At 61.9% G+C, this 19,212-nt stretch carries 20 protein-coding genes and 4 pseudogenes; 22 read left to right on the top strand and 2 right to left on the bottom strand.

Going from position 1 to position 19,212, the window contains the following annotated elements; translation table 11 throughout:
- Positions 1-178 precede the first annotated feature (178 nt).
- The 11 genes from HK436_RS30130 to HK436_RS30180 all read left to right on the top strand — a co-directional run bounded on the left by HK436_RS30130 (position 179) and on the right by HK436_RS30180 (position 9,591).
- The gene (locus HK436_RS30130; protein ID WP_173194862.1) at positions 179-1,048 is read left to right on the top strand and encodes an alpha/beta fold hydrolase; all 870 of its coding nucleotides are present in this window, start codon (positions 179-181) and stop codon (positions 1,046-1,048) included.
- Between the two features lie 70 nt (positions 1,049-1,118).
- Positions 1,119-1,667, top strand: a complete 549-nt coding sequence (locus tag HK436_RS30135; protein ID WP_206680604.1) for a flavin reductase family protein — start codon at positions 1,119-1,121, stop codon at positions 1,665-1,667.
- Positions 1,664-2,344, top strand: a complete 681-nt coding sequence (locus tag HK436_RS30140; RefSeq protein ID WP_206680667.1) for a 2-keto-4-pentenoate hydratase — start codon at positions 1,664-1,666, stop codon at positions 2,342-2,344. Before HK436_RS30135 ends, HK436_RS30140 begins: the two co-directional genes overlap by 4 nt.
- Positions 2,345-2,456: 112 nt before the next feature.
- Positions 2,457-3,401, top strand: coding sequence for an acetaldehyde dehydrogenase (acetylating) (locus HK436_RS30145; protein WP_173194861.1), 945 nt, complete (start codon positions 2,457-2,459; stop codon positions 3,399-3,401).
- A complete protein-coding gene (gene dmpG, locus HK436_RS30150; protein ID WP_173195234.1) occupies positions 3,398-4,432 on the top strand; it encodes a 4-hydroxy-2-oxovalerate aldolase in 1,035 nt (344 codons plus the stop codon). The genes HK436_RS30145 and dmpG overlap by 4 nt, the downstream gene beginning before the upstream one ends.
- 134 nt (positions 4,433-4,566) lie before the next feature.
- Positions 4,567-5,154 (top strand): NADPH-dependent FMN reductase, encoded by a 588-nt coding sequence (locus tag HK436_RS30155; RefSeq protein WP_173194860.1) that lies wholly within the window; start codon positions 4,567-4,569, stop codon positions 5,152-5,154.
- Between the two features lie 87 nt (positions 5,155-5,241).
- Positions 5,242-6,513 carry an LLM class flavin-dependent oxidoreductase gene (locus HK436_RS30160; RefSeq protein WP_173195022.1) on the top strand — a complete coding sequence of 424 codons (1,272 nt, stop codon included), beginning with the start codon at positions 5,242-5,244 and terminating at the stop codon, positions 6,511-6,513.
- A 555-nt stretch (positions 6,514-7,068) separates the two neighbouring features.
- Positions 7,069-7,320, top strand: a complete 252-nt coding sequence (locus tag HK436_RS30165; protein WP_173195235.1) for an MBL fold metallo-hydrolase — start codon at positions 7,069-7,071, stop codon at positions 7,318-7,320.
- The gene (locus HK436_RS30170) at positions 7,320-7,946 is read left to right on the top strand and encodes an MBL fold metallo-hydrolase (protein ID WP_173195236.1); all 627 of its coding nucleotides are present in this window, start codon (positions 7,320-7,322) and stop codon (positions 7,944-7,946) included. Before HK436_RS30165 ends, HK436_RS30170 begins: the two co-directional genes overlap by 1 nt.
- 171 nt (positions 7,947-8,117) lie before the next feature.
- Positions 8,118-8,777, top strand: a complete 660-nt coding sequence (gene ribB / locus HK436_RS30175; RefSeq protein ID WP_173195048.1) for a 3,4-dihydroxy-2-butanone-4-phosphate synthase — start codon at positions 8,118-8,120, stop codon at positions 8,775-8,777.
- Between the two features lie 46 nt (positions 8,778-8,823).
- Positions 8,824-9,591, top strand: coding sequence for an SDR family oxidoreductase (locus HK436_RS30180; protein WP_173195237.1), 768 nt, complete (start codon positions 8,824-8,826; stop codon positions 9,589-9,591).
- A gap of 157 nt (positions 9,592-9,748) precedes the next feature.
- On the opposite strand, the pseudogene HK436_RS30185 reads toward HK436_RS30180, so the two are convergent.
- A pseudogene (locus HK436_RS30185) lies at positions 9,749-9,899 on the bottom strand (IS66 family transposase); the annotation flags it as partial.
- A gap of 192 nt (positions 9,900-10,091) precedes the next feature.
- Complete coding sequence (locus HK436_RS30190; RefSeq protein ID WP_173195238.1) at positions 10,092-10,790, bottom strand: IS6 family transposase; 699 nt, start codon at positions 10,788-10,790, stop codon at positions 10,092-10,094.
- A gap of 56 nt (positions 10,791-10,846) precedes the next feature.
- Between HK436_RS30190 and HK436_RS30195 the strand changes: the two are divergent.
- The 11 genes and pseudogenes from HK436_RS30195 to HK436_RS33930 form a co-directional block, all read left to right on the top strand.
- Positions 10,847-11,360 (top strand): annotated as a pseudogene (locus HK436_RS30195) (recombinase family protein).
- Positions 11,361-11,394: 34 nt separating this feature from the next.
- Complete coding sequence (locus tag HK436_RS30200) at positions 11,395-12,093, top strand: plasmid pRiA4b ORF-3 family protein (protein WP_244649518.1); 699 nt, start codon at positions 11,395-11,397, stop codon at positions 12,091-12,093.
- Between the two features lie 78 nt (positions 12,094-12,171).
- Positions 12,172-13,572 carry an ISKra4 family transposase gene (locus tag HK436_RS30205; RefSeq protein WP_173195239.1) on the top strand — a complete coding sequence of 467 codons (1,401 nt, stop codon included), beginning with the start codon at positions 12,172-12,174 and terminating at the stop codon, positions 13,570-13,572.
- 26 nt (positions 13,573-13,598) lie between these two features.
- A pseudogene (locus tag HK436_RS30210) lies at positions 13,599-14,149 on the top strand (RHE_PE00001 family protein); the annotation flags it as partial.
- A 123-nt stretch (positions 14,150-14,272) separates the two neighbouring features.
- Positions 14,273-14,923: a DUF433 domain-containing protein gene (locus HK436_RS30215; protein ID WP_173195019.1), complete on the top strand. Its 651-nt coding sequence runs from the start codon at positions 14,273-14,275 to the stop codon at positions 14,921-14,923.
- Positions 14,920-15,324: a DUF5615 family PIN-like protein gene (locus tag HK436_RS30220; protein ID WP_173195018.1), complete on the top strand. Its 405-nt coding sequence runs from the start codon at positions 14,920-14,922 to the stop codon at positions 15,322-15,324. Before HK436_RS30215 ends, HK436_RS30220 begins: the two co-directional genes overlap by 4 nt.
- Entirely contained in the window at positions 15,321-15,647 is a 327-nt protein-coding gene (locus HK436_RS30225) for a dsDNA nuclease domain-containing protein (protein ID WP_173195240.1), read from the top strand. The genes HK436_RS30220 and HK436_RS30225 overlap by 4 nt, the downstream gene beginning before the upstream one ends.
- Positions 15,644-16,495, top strand: a complete 852-nt coding sequence (locus HK436_RS30230) for a hypothetical protein (RefSeq protein ID WP_173195241.1) — start codon at positions 15,644-15,646, stop codon at positions 16,493-16,495. Before HK436_RS30225 ends, HK436_RS30230 begins: the two co-directional genes overlap by 4 nt.
- Before the next feature lie 37 nt (positions 16,496-16,532).
- On the top strand, positions 16,533-16,838 hold the full coding sequence (locus HK436_RS30235; protein ID WP_173195242.1) for a hypothetical protein: 306 nt from the start codon (positions 16,533-16,535) through the stop codon (positions 16,836-16,838).
- Between the two features lie 227 nt (positions 16,839-17,065).
- Positions 17,066-17,686 carry a hypothetical protein gene (locus HK436_RS30240; protein WP_173195243.1) on the top strand — a complete coding sequence of 207 codons (621 nt, stop codon included), beginning with the start codon at positions 17,066-17,068 and terminating at the stop codon, positions 17,684-17,686.
- A 410-nt stretch (positions 17,687-18,096) separates the two neighbouring features.
- Positions 18,097-18,174 (top strand): annotated as a pseudogene (locus tag HK436_RS33930) (SEC-C metal-binding domain-containing protein); the annotation flags it as partial.
- Between the last annotated feature and the right edge of the window lie 1,038 nt (positions 18,175-19,212).

Genomic DNA, 19,212 nt, shown 5'->3' on the forward strand with positions numbered 1-19,212 from the left:
TGAGCGTTATTATGCCGGCGACTCCAGTCCGACCACGGCCTCGAACTATCTACAGGTCGACGACCGCGAGATGATGACTCTGGTTAACGAGGCGCTCGCGCTTGCCGGCGACCCGTCGGCCGCGAGCCGGCGGTCGGCCGCCGCCGCCTGATAACGCCAAAAATCGGAGTTCTTTCAAATGACAGCGCAGCAACATGCGTCGATCTGGACCGACCTGACCCGAGTTGCCTTTACGCAGGGCTACCTCGACGCAGGCGGTGTTCGCACCCGTTTTCTGGCGGCTGGGGACGAGGACAAGCCGCTTCTCATCCTGATCCACGGCACCGGCGGTCACGCCGAGGCCTACAGTCGCAACCTTGCCGCGCATGCCGCGCATTTCCGGACGTATGCCATCGACCTGGTCGGTCATGGTTGGAGCGACAAGCCGCCCCTGGCCTACGAGATCGCCGACTATGCCCGGCATGTGATCGACATCATCAAGGCGCTGGGCCGCAAGAAGGCCCATGTCTCGGGTGAATCGCTCGGTGGCTGGGTTGCGGGGTGGCTGGCTGTCCACCATCCCGAATGGGTTGACCGCGTGGTCTTGAACACCGCCGGGGGCTGGACGGCCTATCCGGAAGTGATGGAGCGTATCAAGCGGTTGACGACCGAGGCTGTGACCGACCCGACGCCGGAGCGGATCAGGACGCGGCTGGAGTTCCTGATGCACCACAAGTGGAAGGTGAACGATGACCTCGTGGAGGTGCGTCGGGCGATCTACTCGCAGCCCGGCTACTCAGAGACCATGAAACGCATCCTCTGCCTGCAGGAGATGGAGACGCGCCGGCGCAACATGTTCAGTGCCGAGGACAGCGCCAGTATCAAGGCGCCGACCCTCGTGCTCTGGACCTCGCACGATCCCACCGCCACTCCCGAAGAGGGCCGCAAGATCGCCGAGGCGATCCCGCGTGCCCGGTTCGAGGTCATGAACGAATGCGGGCACTGGCCTCAGTTCGAGGATCCGCAGACCTTCAACCGCATCCACCTCGATTTCCTGCTGGGACGCTGAGCGCCCGGGCCTTCCTGGGTAAGAACGGCCATGCGGGCATCGACCCCCAACCAACGATGGATACGATGACATGATGCACATACAGACAGACCGTTTCCGCGGTGGCGGCTCGCCACCGCCACTTGCCCCGAATGCCTTCCGCGAGGCTCTGGGGCGGTTTGCAAGCGGCATCACCGTCATGACCACCAATGATGCTGAAGAGGGTCGGTACGGCGTCACGGCGACGTCCTTTTCGTCTCTGTCGCTCGACCCGCCCCTGGTGCAGTGGAGCCTGCGCAACACCGCCTATTCGCTGCCGATTTTCCTGCGCGCCGGCTGTTTTTCGGTGAACATCCTTGCCGCCGACCAGACGGCGATCTCCCGCCGGTTCGCCACGCCGGACACAGACCGCTTCGCGGGCCTCGACGTGACCGAAGGGCTTGCAGGCATGCCGCTGATCGACGGTGCCGCGGCCTGGATCGAATGCACGCTTGAGTCCACTCTTCCGGGCGGAGACCATACCATCCTGATCGGACGGGTGGTGCGGGCCGAGACTTTCGCCAAGACACCTCTGCTCTACTGGCGCGGCAGCTATCTGCCGATCGAGAGCTCCGCCACGCCTCCCGAAGGAACGACATGACCATCCCCATCGACGAAATGGCCGCCGCACTGGTACAGGCCCGTACCGATCTGGCGCAAATCCCGCCGTTGCGCGAAAGCCACGGCCTAGGCTCCGTGGAGGACGCCTACGCGGTGCAGGATGCCGTGAACCGGCACTGGCTGAACCACGGGCGGCGGCTCGTGGGGCGCAAGATCGGCCTGACCTCTCCGGCGGTGCAGGCGCAGATGGGGATCGATCAGCCCGATTTCGGCATGCTCTGGGCAGACTACTTCTTTACCGAAGGCGAAGTGGTGGACACACGCCGGTTCATGCAGCCTAAGGCCGAGCTCGAGGTCGCTTTCGTGATGGACAAGGGCCTTGACGATCCGCAGGCGCCGATGGCCGAACTGATACGCCGTGTGGCCTATGCGGTGCCGGCGCTGGAGGTGGTAGACACCGCCATCCGCGACTGGAACATCAAGCTGGTGGACACGGTCGCCGACAACGCCTCGGGCGGCGGCTTCCTTCTGGGCCTCGGGGCACGGCGCCTGACCGACATCGACCTGCGCCTTTGCGGGGGCATCCTGTCGCGCAACGGCAGCGTGGTGTCGCGCGGGCTGGGCGTGGACTGCATGGGCAGTCCGCTCAATGCCATGCTTTGGCTGGCGCGCAGGATGGCGGAACTGGGGCAGCCCTCAAGGAGGGTGACATCGTGATGTCGGGGGCCTTCGGGCCGATGGTTCCTGTACGTTCCGGCGAGGTGTATCTGGCCGAAATTTCCGGATTCTCACCCATTCAGGTGAATTTTGAAGACGGGAGGGCGGACGCTTGAGCCAGAAGATCAAAGCCGCGATCATCGGATCGGGCAACATCGGCACGGACCTGATGATCAAGATATTGCGCAACTCCAAGGTTTTGGAGATGGGCGCCATGGTCGGCATCGACCCGGCGAGCGATGGGCTCGCCCGCGCCGCGCGGATGGGCGTTGCGACCACGCATGAAAGCATCGACGGGCTAACTCGCCTGCCCGTTTGGCCCGAGATCGGCGTCGTCTTCGATGCGACCTCGGCCGGGGCGCACCGGCGCAACGACGAGATCGTGCGCGGCGCCGGTAAGGTCATGATAGACCTCACCCCGGCGGCGATGGGGCCGTTCGTTGTTCCGGTTGTTAACATGTCCGACCACCTCAAGGAAGATAACGTGAACATGGTCACCTGCGGCGGGCAGGCGACGATTCCGATCGTGGCGGCCGTGTCGCGCATCGCCGAGGTGACCTACGCCGAGATCGTCGCCTCGATTTCGTCGCGCTCCGCCGGTCCGGGCACCCGCGCCAACATCGACGAGTTCACCGAGACCACGTCACGAGCGATCTGTGACGTCGGCGGCGCCAAGAGCGGCAAGGCCATCATCATCCTGAACCCGGCCGAACCGCCGCTGATCATGCGCGACACCGTGTATTGCCTGGCGAAGACCACCGACCGCGAAGCCGTCCGACGCTCGATCGGGGCGATGATTGCCGAGGTGCAGGACTATGTGCCCGGCTATCGCCTGAAGCAGGATATCCAGTTCGAGACCATCGGTGACAATTCCGCCGCCCGCATACCCGGCGTGGATGACCGGGCGACCGGGCTGAAGGTCAGCGTCTTTCTCGAAGTGGAAGGAGCCGGCCATTACCTGCCGAAATATGCGGGAAATCTCGACATTATGACATCGTCGGCGCTGAAGACGGCCGAGCGGCTGGCGCAGCGGCTACTGAAGGAAAGCGTGGCATGACAGCGACGAAGAAACCCGAACTCTATATCCAGGACGTGACACTGCGCGACGGAATGCATGCCATCCGTCACCGCTACACGCTGGATCAATGCGACAACATTGCCTCTGCCCTGGATGCCGCCGGGGTGGCTGCGATCGAACTGAGCCATGGCGACGGCCTGGCCGGTTCGAGCTTTGCATACGGTTTCGGGCGGCATACCGATCTGGAGTGGATCGCTGCTGTTGCAGGAAAGCTGAAGAACGCGAAGCTGACCGCGCTGCTGGTGCCCGGAATCGGCACGATCCACGACCTTCAGGCCGCCTTTGACGCCGGTGTGCGGTCGGTCCGCGTGGCCACGCATTGCACTGAGGCCGATGTGGCCGCACAGCATATCGCCCATGCTCGCAAGATCGGGATGGACGTTTCCGGCTTCCTGATGATGGCTCATATGCTTGCCCCGAAGGAGCTTTCGGCGCAGGCAAAGCGGATGGAGAGCTACGGCGCGCATTGCGTCTATGTCACCGACTCGGCCGGGGCGCTCCTGATGGATGGCGTGCGCGACCGGATCCGGGCCTATCGCGACGTGCTGAACGCTGAAACCCAGGTCGGCATCCACGCGCACCAGAACCTGTCGCTCGCGGTGGCCAATTCGGTCGTCGCGGTGGAGGAGGGCGCCTACCGGGTGGATGCCTCGCTGGCCGGCATGGGGGCGGGCGCGGGCAATACACCGCTCGAGGCCTTTATCGCCGTGGCTGAACGGCTTGGCTGGCAGCACGGCTGCGATGCCTTCGCGCTGATGGATGCGGCGGACCGCCTGGTGCGCCCGATCCAGGACCGCCCGGTTCAGGTAGACCGAGATACCATCGCGCTGGGTTTTGCCGGAGTCTATTCAAGCTTCCTCCGTCACACGGAAACGGCCGCGGCGGCCCATGGCCTCGACTCCCGCGACATACTGGTCGAACTTGGTCGGCGGAAGATGGTCGGCGGGCAGGAAGACATGATCGTGGATGTCGCGCTCGACCTGCTGGGCTCCCGCGACTCCGCGAAATAGATATTCGCAGAGCGAACATAATTCATGGAAGCGTTGCTTCAATCTAGCGACACATCTAGCAAAGCTAGAAAGGCAATCGTAGCGCCCGTTAATTCGGACACTTACCGTCGACCGGAACTTGGGAGGGTTCTTCGATGTCAGTTCGCATAAGGAGTCCCCTCGTTCTCGGGATCGGCGGGACTTTGCGCGCGCAATCCACCGGCCAGAAGGCGCTTGCCCATGTCCTGCAACGGGCAAGCGAGCTGGGCGCGCGCACCGAACTCTTGTCGGGGGAGGCGCTGAGCCTTCCACTCTATGCCCCGGAAATTCCAGAGCGGAGCAAAGCCGCCGGTCGGCTGGTGTCGTTGATGCGGGAATGCGACGCCGTGGTGATTTGTTCTCCGGCTTATCACGGTTCGGTTTCGGGACTGGTCAAGAATGCCCTGGATTACACCGAGGACATGAACCGCGATGAACGGGTTTATTTCGATGGTCTGCCAATCGGCTGCATCGCATGCGGCGCGGGTTGGCAGGCCGCTGGACAGACTCTGGCGGCGCTGCGCTCGATCGCCCATGCGCTGCGCGGTTGGCCGACGCCAATGGGTGGGATGATTAATTCGTCACTGCCGGTGTTCGATGTCGAGGGCAAGTGCGTCGATGTGTCGATACGCTTCCAGCTCGACACGATCGCCGCGCAGGTGACCGAATTCGCGATGAGCAGGCAGAATATGCAGGCCGCCTAGTCGGTCAAGCAAAGTCTCGCGGCACCGCGCCGTGCAACGGGCGACAATGCAAAGGCAAAGTTGCTAGCCTTGAAGGGAGAAGACAGTATGAGATTCGGAGCGTTTCTGTTGCCAGCATCTGCTGCCAAGCACAACGAATTGAAGGGCGCGAAGTATCCGGGTGCCGACCCAACCTATTATCAGCGTTCGCTTAACGAACATGCGCGCATCATCAAGCAGCTCGAAGAACTCGGGTTCGATTTCGTGGCATTCTCCGAACATCATTTCCACCTCGAGGGGCTTGAGATTTCCAACAACCCAATTCTTTTGGGAGCTTGGGCGGCGGGCATAACCAAGAAGATCCGCATCGGCCAGATGGCGACGGTTCTGCCGGCGCGCAACCCGATCCTCGTGGCCGAGGACCTAGCCATGCTCGACCACTTCTCGGAAGGCCGCATGTTCGCGGGATTTGCGCGTGGCTACCAGTCGCGGCACGTCACCACGATCGGCCAAAAGAACGGCGCTGTCGCGACCTTCGCGACCGACCCGGAGTATGCCAAGAACGACGCGATCAACCGCGAATTGTTCCAGGAAGCCTACGATGTGATCTGGGGCCTCCTGAACAACACCACATTCTCCTACAAGGGCAAGCATTGGCAGGTTCCGCCCGACAATATTCGGTGGGATCACCCCAAGACCAAGATGCTTGCTCCCGACATGGTCGAGAATGACATTCTGAAGAAGATCGGCATTGCGCCGAACACCCTGCAGGATCCCAAGACCATCGAATTGATGGTGCCTTTCACCCTCAGCCCCAACACGATGCGCTGGGCCGCCGGTGAGGGCGCGATGCCGATCGTCTTCACGCCGATCGACCATATCCTGCGGTCCTGCCTCGACGCCTATCACAACGAGGCGCTGAAACGTGACCCGAAAATCAAGTGGGGCGAGAATGTCGGCCACTTCCGTGACATAGTGGTGGCGGACACAGATGAAGAGGCATTCGCTATTGGCGAACAAGCCCTCGGCTACATCTGGACGGGCTGGCACGACCACTTCGGCTTCAACGAGGCGCTACGCCTGCCCGGCGAAACCGGACCGATCCCGAACACCTACCGAACCATGGTGGATCGCGGATATGCGATCGCCGGTTCGGTCGATACGGTCGCCCGCAAGCTCGAGGATGCCATCAAGACCTATAACATGGACGTATTGGTTCCCTGGATTGGCGTCGGCCCCGGCCCGGTGGACAAGCTCCTGCGGTCGAACGAACTTCTTGTCGAGAAGGTGCTGCCGAAGATTGGCGTCAAGCTCGAACAGCGCAAGCCAGTGTTGCGCAAGGAGATGCGCGAAGAAACCTGGCGCAACCGGCCCCTTTGAAACCACCAAAATAATCAAGCATGCCGTGCGCCAATTTTTGTGCGCAGGCCATAAAAACATCGGTGGACGGAAATCGGGAGGGAACTAACAGTGCTTAGTGTCTGAATCAAGAAGCGTCAGACCGAGGCGAAAATAGCGATTTCGAGAACCGGAGCGCAGCGTACATTCGGGTACGTGAGCACCGGAAGCGCAGAAATCGCGATTTGCAGCCCGGTATGGCGACTTTTGGATCAGACACTTAGAAAATCGATCAGGATGTTGCGTGGGGGTCTGGTTTCACTGCGGCACAGGCTACTCTTCATGTGAGCGAGGTTTTCGCCGCGGATGCACAACCCGACGATTTCTTACCTGCGCCTGCGGGTGCAGATCCCTGTTTAGTTTAGCTTGCTCTCGGGGAGCACACCTATTCTTCATGGGGGATGAAGGTGGGTACCGACGCCGCTAATGGGCTCAGGAACGCTGTGGCCGTCCTGTTGCGGCTGGCAAAGTTCTTCTAATCGGCGCGCAGTGACGCCTCTTTTGAAACGAAAACGGCTACTGTTGGAGGAGATGCAAATGCCTGTTAATCAACAAATAAGGCAGGTGCCAGGCCTTTACCGCAAGCGTGTTGGCGACATCGTGATTACCGCCGTGAATGACGGCATAGTTCCGTTGCCACCCGAGGTAATGGTCGGCATGGCCCCCGACGGCGTGCGCAAGACGCTGACGGGCCGTTTCCGTCCCGCCGAGCCGCATGTGACCGTCGGCGCATATCTGGTCGAACATGGTGAGCGGCGTATTCTCATTGATACCGGCTCAGGAGTCTGATGGGGCCGACACTGGGGAAGGTAATGCAGAACCTTGCGGCTCTGGGGGTGTCTCCGGATCAGATTGACTCTGTCGCTCTGACGCATATGCACGCCGACCACGCTGGCGGCATGCTTGACGGTTCGGGCGCAGCCATTTTTCCGAAGGCCGACGTGTTCCTTGCAGTCGAGGAGGATAGGCACTGGTATGGCGGCGAGCCGCCAACCGATGCCGTCGGGGTCTCCGAGCAGGTCAACAGCTACTCGGGCAAGCTGCGCGCCGCCTATGCGGGGCGTTGGCATCTGATCGCTGAGGAAGAAATCCTGCCGGGATTGCGGCGGATGGCATTGCCAGGCCACACGCCGGGTCACAGCGGATACATGGTCTCGAGCGGTGACGACCAGCTCCTGATCTGGGGTGACATAACCCATGTCCCCGTAGTGCAGATTGCGCACCCCGAGGTCGGAATGGTCTTTGATGTCGATGTCGAACAGGCGCGCGCAACCCGAAAACGTATCCTTGACATGGCAGCCACCGATGGTCTTGCCATTGGTGGAATGCATCTCGAATTTCCGGGTTTCGGCCACGTTATCCGCAATGGTGCCAACTATGAATATGTGCCAGACCTCTGGCTGCCTGAAATGTGAGATATCGAGCGGCGACCGCGCCTCCAGTCGCGGTCGTCCTGCTCCGACCCGGACTTGAGAACCAGCCACTACATAGAACGGAAAACGTGCGTGACCTTCCAGAAACACTCTGATTTCTTCGATCCCATCGGTCGCCCTTACGAACTTGTCACCGAAGAACTGGACTCGTATCTGGAGTTTGACTCGATCGAGGGTGCGCTCTCCGCAATCGCGAACGGCGAAATGGTCATTGTTGTGGACGACGAGGGTCGCGAGAACGAGGGAGACCTGATCATGGCCGCGGATGCCGTAACGCCTGCCGCCATCAACTTCATGGCAACCTTGGGACGCGGCTTGATCTGTGTCGCCATGACGACCAACCGGCTAGAAGATCTCGCCCTGCCTCAGATGGTGCCAGAGAATACCGAATATCTCTCGACCGGCTTCGCGATCAGCTGCGATCTCAAGGAGGGTACCACGACGGGCATTTCGGCAACCGACCGGGCCAAGACGATCCGCGCGCTCGCGGATGCGCGCCGGGTCGCGGCCGATTTCAACCGCCCCGGCCACGTCTTCCCGCTTCGCGCACACCCGCGCGGGGTTCTGGGGCGTCAGGGGCACACCGAGGCCGCGGTCGATCTGGCGCGGTTTGCCGGGCGCTATCCGGCAGGGGTGCTTTGCGAGATCGCGCAGCCGGACGGCGAGATGGCGCGCCTGCCGGAGCTGTGGCGCTTTGCCCGGCAGCACAGGCTGACGCTTGTCAGCATCGCCGACCTGATCGTCTGGCGCGAAGCGCGTTACGGACTCACCGATCAGCCTTTCGGCCCGTCCGCGCAGGCGCGGCAATACTGAATCAAGAGGTCGCTAACACGGTCGGAAACGACAAGGAGGGCACAGTATGACTGAGCGCAAGGTCGCCGTCGTTACCGGGGCCAGCACCGGCATGGGCAGGGCCACGGCCGAGAGGCTGGCGTCGAAGGGATACGACCTGGTGCTGTCATCTCGCCAGCCGGAGCATGCTGCAGAGGAGATAAGATCCGGTTTTGACGTCCGAGTCGAGGCGGTGGCCGGAAGCATCGCGGATACAGCGGTCGCCGAAGCCATCACCGGCGCGGCCGGGCAGATGGGCGGGGCACAGGCGCTGCTTCTGAACCACGGCGGTCCGCCGGTCCGTGCCGCCATGGCCATCACGGATGAGGAGTGGGCGTCAGCGTTCGAGATGATGGTCAAGGGCCCGATGCGGGTGATGCGCGGGATCGTGCCACAGATGCAGCAGGCGGGGGCCGGCCGGATTTTGGCGATCTCGTCCTTCACGGTCAAATCGCCCTGGGGTGGTATCGGCCTTTCGAACAGCCTGCGGGCGGCGCTGGTCAATGCACTCAAGACGGCCGCGCTGGAGCTTGGTCCCGACGGGATCCTCGTGAACGCGCTGGGCCCTGGCTATGTCGAAACCGACCGCATCCGGAACTGGAACGAATCCTACGCCAAGCGCGAGAATATCGGCGTGGACGAGATTCGCGAACGGACGCTGGCCACCATTCCTCTACGTCGTTATGGCACTCCAGACGGCATTGCGCGTCTTGCCGCCTTCCTTCTCTCAGACGACAACGACTATGTCACGGGCCAGCAAATCCTTTATGATGGTGGCCTGGTGGTCGCTAACTGAGCCACACGCGGGATAGGGGAATTGGAGAAAGACGGCATCGTTACTTGCTCACGTGCGCGTGTACGATTCCGAAGGCTACAGGAGCCATATCGCGCGCTTGACCGCAGCAGTGCTGGCCCACGGCGGCCGCTTCATGGTCCGCTCTCAGAGACGGACAGAGGCCGTTGTAGCCAACCATAGGCATCGGCCTGCAGAATGCCGGTCCAGCCCGCCAGATGCCGGGTGGGATGTTCCATCCTGCGGACGGTCGAGAAGTGGTAGAGCGCAGGCGGCGTCCCACCGCCGAACGGCCGGTCATCGCGCAGATAGTCGCCGGTGATGAATTCGGAAGTGTTTGAAATATCGGTTGTTTTTCGGAGCGACAAGTATTCCTGTTTGCAAGGTCTGATGGCGCTGAGTGGGAAAAGCTTGCAAAAGGCTCCGGTGATTGTCGGGCTCTCTTTTCATGGTTGTGTTGCAAATTTTCGAGAAGACGAAATGCAGCTTCTCGGAGGCCCACTTCAGGCGGCGATTGCCTCGAATTGTTCCTTGAGCGTCGGTGCTGGGTTGAAGGCGAAACGGCTTTGGCGCTTGCGCATCATGTGAACCATTTCGATGCCGGCCAACGTGACGGTTGCCGCCCTGAAAGATTTGAATCCGAGCATTGGTCGGACGCGCCGCTTGATGCGCCGATGATCCTGCTCAATCCGATTATTGAGGTATTTGCTGTTTCGGATACTGATCGTCTTCAGTGCCCGGCGCGACCGATCCCGCAAGCAGCTTTCCGCATCGCAGGAGATGATTGCCTCTCGGTTCGTCTGACTGCCGTCGATGACGATGCGATCGGGTCGTCCATGACGCTGCAAAGCCTTGCGCAGAAAGCGTTTTGCCGCCGGCAGGTCGCGGTGTTCGCTGAACCAGAATTCGACCGTGTCGCCGACGCTGTCGATGGCGCGATAGAGATACATCCACCGGCCACGAACTTTGATATAGGTTTCGTCGACATGCCACTTGCTGGTCACAGCACGCTTGCGCTGATTGAAGCGCTCCAGCAGCCGAGGCGAGAAGTGAACGACCCAGCGGTGGATTGTCGAATGGTCGACGCTGATGCCGCGCTCCGCCATCATTTCCTTCAGGTCGCGGAGGCTCAAGCCGTATGCCAGATACCAGCGTACGCAGAGCAGGATCACTGACTGATCGAAATGGCGACCCTTGAACATGACGACTCTCCGGCAAATCCCGGTCACCCATGACACGCCGGCCGTAAGCGAAAAGTTTGCAACGGAACCTTGCCCAGGACCTTGCCATACAGGACGCGGCCCTGAGGGCCGCCGGTTGCCAGGTCATCCGCTCGGAGAAGAAGAGCGGTACGCAGCAGGAGGGGCGCAGCGAGCTGGCGACGCTGCTCGAGTTCTTGCAAAAGGGCGACACGTTGATGGTGACGCGCGTTGACCGGCTCGCTCGCTCCGTCGCCGACTTGCAGGACATCGTGCACACACTGAAGGCCAAGGGTGGGTCGCGTTGCGCGCCACCGAGCAGCCGATCGATACCTCGACGGCGAGCGGCAAGGCTTTCCTCGACATGCTTGGCGTGTTCGCTGAGTTCGAGACCAATCTGCGCCGCGAACGGCAGTTGAAGGGATCGCCGCCGCCAAGGCACGCGGCGTATATAAAGGCCGCCGCCGTCAGATTGACGCCGTCGAAATCCGCCGGCTGCGCGACGAGGAAAAGCTTGGTGCAACAGCCATCGCCCGCGAGAGCACCAAAATCTGTGGGGTCTCGGTAGCTTGAGATCCTCGATTTGGATAGGCTTGGTTCGCCGAACATGCTGAAGCTGGATATGCCAACCACATCGTCCTCATTGCCGCCCTCAGGGTCGATTCTCGAGCTCAAGATCCGGCTTCTCGGCGTGAGTCCGATGGTCTGGCGGCGGGTGCTGGTGCCGGAGAGCTATTCGTTGCGGGAGCTGCACGGCGTGATCCAGGCGGCCATGGGCTGGGAGGGCCTGCATCTGTTTGAGTTCAGGATACGCGCGGTTCGCTACGGTTCGTCGGATATTTGCCCCGAACCGCCTGACAAGACGCTCGAAAGCTTTGCGTTCCGCAAGAACGCCAGGTTCGCCTACGTCTATGACATGAGCGACTGGTGGGAGCACGAGATACGGGTCGAAGACCGGGAAGCGGCCAAGGAACACGGGCGGTATCCGGTCTGCATCGGCGGCGCTGGCGCCTGTCCACCCGAGGATTGCGGTGGCCCCGACAGATATATTGAGCGGCGTGACGACGCCCTCGGCCTCGACACAATGGATGATCTGGCGATCATGGCGGAGTTTGTCGAGCAGGTTGCTCTCAATGGCGACCGCGCCATGCTCGATGACGAAGATACGCGTCATGCAGTCGAGCGCGCGATCGACCGGTCGCGCGCTCGCGAGCCGTTTGTTGCCTGCCGGTTTTCGCGGCGGGACGTCAACAGGAGCTTTCTCCAGGACGAGCATCGGCGGCTGATGCATCAATGGTTCACATGATTGTCGCCACTCGGGAGCCGGTTCACGGCTCACGTTCTGCTCTCCACGCATTCTGCAAAACCGGATTGAAGACAGGCGATGAAGATTGAGATCAAGCTGCGGATCGCAGCCGGCGATGGCGCCATTTGCGAGGAAGAGGTTTTGAGTTTCAGCAAACCCCATGACCAGCTTGAGGCGATCGGCTTGTCGCTCCACGAGGCCAAGGACCTGCTTGGCCGTCTGCAGGAACACATTGTCGCGGCGCAAGCGGCACGCTTTGCCGCTGAACGGCGGCGTTGTGCGCAGTGTGGTCGCTCCCTGCCGAGCAAGGGCAGCACGGTGATCCGATCCCGAACGCCGTTCGGCGACGTGCCGGTTTCCAGTCCGCGGCTTCACCGCTGTGCTTGCGATGCCGGCAAGGGCAAAACCTTCAGTCCGCTGACGGAGCTCTTTTCCGAGCACGTCGCACCCGAGCTGCTCTATCTCGAAACCAAATGGGCTTCCTTGGTTTCATTCGGCGTTACCGTCGATCTTCTGAAGGACGTGCTTCCGGTCGGTTCCACGCTGAACGCCGAAACGGTCCGCAATCACCTACACCGCACGGCCGCCCGCGCCGAAGCGGAACTCGGCGAGGAGCGCGCATCCTTCATCGAAGGCTTTCCACCGACTTGGGCGAAGTTGCCCATCCCAGAAGGCCCGATTGTCGTCGGCATCGACGGCGGCTATGTCCGCGCCCGTGACGGCACGCAGAGCCATTTCGAGGTTCTGGTCGGCAAATCGATCCCGGAAGATCGGGAGAACCGCTATTTCGGCCTGGTCCAAAGCCATGACGACAAGCCGCGCCGCCGCCTGCACGAGGTCCTGCGCGAACAAGGCTTTCAGATGAACCAGGACATCACCTTTTTGACAGACGGCGGCGATAGCGTGCGCAACATGGCGGTGGCGATGTCGCCCTGCGCGGAACACCTGCTCGACTGGTTTCATATCACCATGCGGCTCACCGTCCTCGGCCAATACGCCAAGGGGTTGGCGCATCACAATCCAAGAGAAGCCGATGACGCCGCGCGCGAGCTGAAGCGCATCAAGGGCTATCTGTGGAACGGCAACCACCGGCGGGCGCTACCCTGCATCGAGTGGCTCATCGATGATCTCGATGCGGTCGAAACCGAATACTCCGGCATGAAGGCCTTCCGGAAGGCCGTGGATGAGTTCCACACCTACATCGCCAACAATGCGGGCATGATCCCGAACTACGCCGAGCGACGGCGCTATGGCGAACGGGTTTCGACGGCGTTCGTCGAGTCGACCGTCAACGTCGTCGTCGGCAAGCGCTTCTCAAAACGCCAGCAGATGCGATGGTCGAAACAAGGGGCGCACCTCTTGCTCCAGACCCGCACGCGGGTGCTCGATGGAACGCTGCGCGGAAAGTTCGAGCAGTGGTATCCTGGAATGGTCAGCAGCAATTCCGCCCCTCAGCGGGAGACCGAAATGGCCGCCTGACGCCCCACAGATTTTGGTGCTCTCCAGACTGGGACGAGGCGGATCGCCTGACGCAATGGAAGCGTGTTCTAGCCGACGTGGCGGACCTGCCTCCGACACTAGGCGCGGCGCTGATCTGGGAAGCGTGGGAATCCTCGAACCCATGCAGCGGCAACACTGGCTCGGAAGCCAATTTGCGAGTGCGTATCTTCGGGCGCGGGGCAAGGTGGCCTCGCACCTATTCGGCTTCAACGTCGGCTTGAAGGCGGTGCCGAGGGAGCGCCGACGATCCGCAAACCGTCAGACCCGCATTCTCGCCTTCCTCGACGCGATGTCGGCGTCGGCCGAGAGCGGCATGAAGGAAATATCGCGCCTGGCGCAGGCACGCGAGCAAATGACCCGCCGGCTGCACGGCCGGCGCTCATCCAGCAGCCTGCCGTCCACAATCGAGCTCGTCTTGTCTCGCCCGATCGTGTCGGCGCCGATGATCGCCAGAGCCGCAAAGATCACACAGCGTGGTGCTCTCAACCTCATCGGTGAACTCGGCGTGCGCGAGTTGACGGGGAGGCGGCGCTACCGCGCTTGGGGTATCCTTTGACCATCTGGTCAGCGAAGCGACACGGCACTGCGGGCGAAACTCGGTGGCCTGCCTCTTGGAAGGCCACCTCCCTTTACGGGGAGACTTGCGCAGCTTATATTATTCTCTCGAAGGAGAATGATTATGCCAGCTGCTGCCCGCGTCTATACCCCTGCTGAAGCCGCTGCCGTGAGCCAGATCGGCATCAAAGCCGTTCACAACGCGATCGACAAGAAGATCGTCGACACCGTAAGCCGGTCGCCGGCAAAGAGTGTTCGGCGCCGGGCGCTCACGGGGGAGGGATTGCTTCGGCTCAAGCTCTGGTACGGCGTCGGCTCTACACTAGCGGCGGAGCGACGTCAGCGGTTGTTCGACGCGATCAAGGCGGAGCCAGCGGCCAAGACGGTGAGGGCCGACGACCTGCTCATCGTCGACGTCGCCGAGGCCCGCAAGCAATTGAACGCGCGCATTCGCGATCTTGATGAAGCGGAAGCCATGATTGGCCGGGTGAAGGGGGTGATGGGTGGTGAGCCCGTTTTCAAAGGCACACGCATCCCTGTCCGCACGATTGCAGCGATGGTTGCCCAGGGCGCCGACGAGGCAGATCTCCTTGAGGGGTACCCGAGTCTCACAGCCCGAATGATCGAGCTTGCCAAAATATGGACTGCCGCACACCCAACGCGCGGCAGGCCGAAGAGGCTCTCTGATCAGGGCTTAAAGATCACATCCTCGAAGCGTACGCCGCTCAAGGGCGATCCGCGACCTTCAGCTCGGAAGACCGGCGTGTCCGCGTGAAGTTCCTCGTCGACGAGTGCCTGCACACTTCTCTTGTTGCGGTCGCAGAGGCGCGCGGTCACGAGGCCCGGCACGTCAACTGGCTCGGGCTGAGCGGTGAGACCGACTGGGGTCTGATGCCTCGCATCATCGGCGAGGACTTCACTTTCGTCACCAACAATGCCCGCGATTTCAAGAAGCTCTACGCGCGCGAAGAACTTCACGCAGGTCTGCTCATCATCGTTCCCCAAGTCGCGCCCGATAAGCAGCGCGAACTATTCGACGCGCTGCTCGAAGAGCTCGGCCCCGATGCAGCTATGGTGAACGAGGTCATCGAAATCGCACTCGAAGACGACGCGGCAATCATAACTCGCTACGAGCTGCCGGCTACCGAGCCCATTGAGGTGGAGAGCGGTTCTTGACGGGGGCGGCGCAGCGCCCAGCCACTGTCCTCGATCCAGCACAGCTCGTTCGAATCGAAGCTGTGCATCGCGGCTTCCTCTATCAGCACCTCTACGCGGTGCAGTGTCTGCTGTCGGCGGCGCGCATGTCGGCACTCAGTGTCGCCGTCGAGAGCGACGAGGACATCGAGGTACAGCTCAAGAGCAAGCGCATCTACGTCCAGGTCAAGCACCGTAAGGGCTCGCTTGCCTGGGATGACATTGAAGAAGCCTTGAGTCGCTTTGCCAACTTGCGCGCCGCCCATCAGCGAGGGAACGAGCCGGAACACCTGCATTCCATGTGATCAGCAACACGCCGCCAAACGGTCCTCTCGCAGCCAGGCTTGCCGCCGGCGACTGGCCGGCCGACGTCCGGGTCGATTGGCCAGCAGCCAATCTCGACGCACGCATCCTGCCGGTGCCACAGGCATCGCTTCTCGACGCTGCTGAAGCGGCCAGCGAGATGGCGAGAGTCCTGCCGTTCGCGACGCTGGCGCCCCAAACACTCGTCTGGAAACTCGCAGGTCTGGTGTCACTTGCCGCCACGGGAGATGACCCGGCCCTCGATCACGTGTTCAAAGCCGGAGACCTTCCACCGCTTTTCGAACAGCTCGTTGTGCAGTTGCAGGATCTGCCCCTGCCGCCGTCACCCTACAGGGTTCAAGAGAACGAGCCGGATCTGTTGACGGGCGAGCGGGTCAGGCTCGTCGTTGGCTATTCAGGAGCTGGCAAGACGTCATGGCTTGCCCAGTCCGCGCAGCACTCTCCCGCAATTTGGTCTATCTCGACGTCGCCGACACACCCGGCGCGGCCCTCGCCAATGCCGTCGCTCGCGAAGTCGCCGCTCGCATATTTCGTACGGGGCACAAACTGGGAGAAATCTTTATGCCCGGCGCGTCCGGGCGAGAGATTCTTCAGCTCCTTTCCCGGCGCCTGGCAGAGCAAGGGCGAGATCGTCACCGTCGCGCTCGACAACGTTCACCAGCTATCGGCCGACGACGTGACCGGCGTCATCCAGGCCGGCAGGGACATACGCTTTGTGCTGTTAGGACGGCCAGAAGGAGAGATCCCCTGCTCTCGAGGCGCTGCTCGGCGTCACCCGCGACTCCTTGCTCGGATGGGCCCCCGATACGGTGGCGGCCGCTGCGGATGATGAAGATTGCCATGGCGACGCCGCTGACTGTCAGCGATTGATCGACCTCACCGGCGGACTGCCGCTTTTCGTTCTGAACGCAATCTCGGTCGCGAAGTCGGACTATGACGGGTCGCTGAAACGGCTGTGCGCCGATCTTGCGCGATCCGCCCACACGAGGGAGATCGCTCAGGACCTCATACTCGGACGGGTCTTCGACCGATTGCCGGAGGCCGTGGCAGCCGTCGCGGAATTGTTGAGCATCTGCGATGCGCCCCTGACGCGCCAGGAGGTGAAATCTATATTGCGGCGGCCGGAGGTCCCGACCCGGCCATCTTTGATCGCGCTGTTCGCGTCCTGGTGAGCCAAGGCTTGCTGCAGGTTTTTGCCAACGACCGCATCAGGCTCCACGACGCCGCACGTGCCGTTAAGGGGCAAAGCTCCTTCTGTTCGGCGCCGATGCCGTGAAGGCGCGACAGGAGGCGCTGAGCTGTCGTACAGAAGAGCCTCATCGACAATTGGCATCCCGCAAAGCTCGCGCTCTTCCTGCGGCTTAGCGGTGAGGTCGGTCGTCTCGATGTCCTGGTCGAAATGGCGACCGAGGAACTCTTCCACGAAATGGGCGTCTGGCCCGAGGTCGAAGCTTATCTCGAGCACGGCGCTCAGGACGAGACGGTCGACCCCGACCAACGGATCAAGGCGCTCGACGGATTGGCGTTTGCCGATATCAAGGCCGGTTCCGATCGCGCTGAATCGTGGCTCGACCAAATGGACGCGCTAATCACGGCTAATGACCTGGGGGCCGAGGAACGACTGCGCGTCGGCATGAAGCGAATGAGCCTTCTGGCTGACAAGCGCGATCGGCGCGGCGCGATGCGCCTGGCCACCGAGCTCGGGCCCCTCGTCAGGCGCTTTCTTCCGCTCACCAGCGTGTATTTGAATACAATGTCGCCTGTGCCGAGCTCGCGCTCGGGAATGCGGACGCTGCGGCCGAACGGGTCGAGCCAATCATCAAAGCCTATTACGACCCTGATCGGCTTGACGCCCGAGATGGTCATTGGAAACAACGCGCCCGACCTGGCACGGATGATGAAGAAGGGCTGGGACGTTGACGACGTCAAGCATCTTGCCGACGCCCTGACGTGCTCGCCAAGGCGCGTGATGCCCAAGGCCATCTCCCTTCGCGCGCATCCACGCCTTGAAATTCTATGATGTTGCGCGCGCCCCGGATTCTCTGTTCCGGGTCGGGCAAGACCTCGCTGGACCAGTTCATCGTCAAGCGCGACTTCGACGGTGCGCTCCAGCATCATGGAGACTATCATCCTGCCGCAACTCCGGCAGTGGAAGCTGGCCGACTATCTGATCACGGTCCGTTCCCAGTATGCGGTCGTCCTCGCGTACTGCGAACACTCCGAAGCCGACGCCGAAATGGCGCGGTTGCAGCCCTATGAAGCTTCCCTTCCTGGTGCAGAAGGAACTCAAGAACCAGCGGGGACTGATAGCAAAACCTTCGCCGGTTTGGGCCGCCACAAATGGGTGCCCCTCCCGGGCTGCTTGAGGGGCTTGCCCGTCGGTTCCCAAGAGCAGGGTCAATTCCTCCCAAGGCCAGTGCAGCCGGAGCGGGCAAGATTGGGCGCAATGAATGTTGCCCCTGCGGATCCGGCAAAAAGTACAAACATTGTCACGGCAGCGGCGACTGACGGTCGCGCCGCCTTGTTTGGTGCATAAAGTGCAAATGGAACAAACTGGACAAACAGGGAAGACGGGCGTCGTGCGAAGGCGTGTGGTGGTTCGGGCGGCTTTCGCCTGCCACGCCTTCACGCTCTCGACGTGCCACCACTAATCAGTCTCGATGACGTGGCCGACTTCCTGCGAACCATCCTCGCAGCGGCGTGCGCATGGAACCCCCAGTGGAAGCGCCTCACCCGGAATATTTACATCGAAGGTGCTCTTTTGCGCGCTGATCTCTGCGGGGATAACGCCTTCAGGTTCGGACTAGACTAGCCTTGCGCGCGTGCTCCCTCATGCCTCGGGCAGGACCGTCGTGCTCCGGTGGTCATATATGATCAGTGGCGCGCCGGGTGAATCGGCAGCAGAGAATGGCCCGGCGCAGCGCTGCTGGACATACGCGGCGCGGTGCGAGATCGTCGCGATCACCGAACGTCGAGGACCTTCCGTCCTCGACGGCGATAACTCGACACACAGCCAGCGAGAAGAGTGCAAGAGCTCACACCAGACCGAGAGCTCCGGCACAGGAAGGGGACAAGGCGCTGAGGCATGGGGGAGGTAGAAACGTCCGGGATGCCTTGGTACAGCCAGGGACCGGCACCTCGTCCGTGAAGTCTCAATGGCGAAAGCTCGTCACGAGCGCTCGGCGCGGTCGGCAATAGCATCCTCTGCCGAAAGCTCGCCGGTCAAAAGCTCTTCCATGAGCTTGTGCAGGATCAGCCCCCCTTCCGGCGCCGATCGGCTCGATATTCGAGTGGCAGGGGCTCGACGGACCCAGCCGGGGTGGCCCGATCGTCATCATGAACGCTGCATTCACCCAGCGCAGTGCCGGGGTCGCCGCCTGCACCGTGCGGCCTGCGGGCGGGCGTCGTTGATAAATCTGCGCACCTCGGCCTCGGAAGCGGTTGTTTGCGTCCCCTTGCCGGAGCGCGTAAGGCTGGTTCTTCAAGTAGGTCCAGATCGGAGATTGACCAGTTTCGACGAGCCGCTTCGTCCCGCAGAGAAAGATA

The organism is Neoaquamicrobium sediminum (assembly GCF_013240295.1).
In the GTDB taxonomy this organism is placed as follows: domain Bacteria; phylum Pseudomonadota; class Alphaproteobacteria; order Rhizobiales; family Rhizobiaceae; genus Aerobium; species Aerobium sediminum.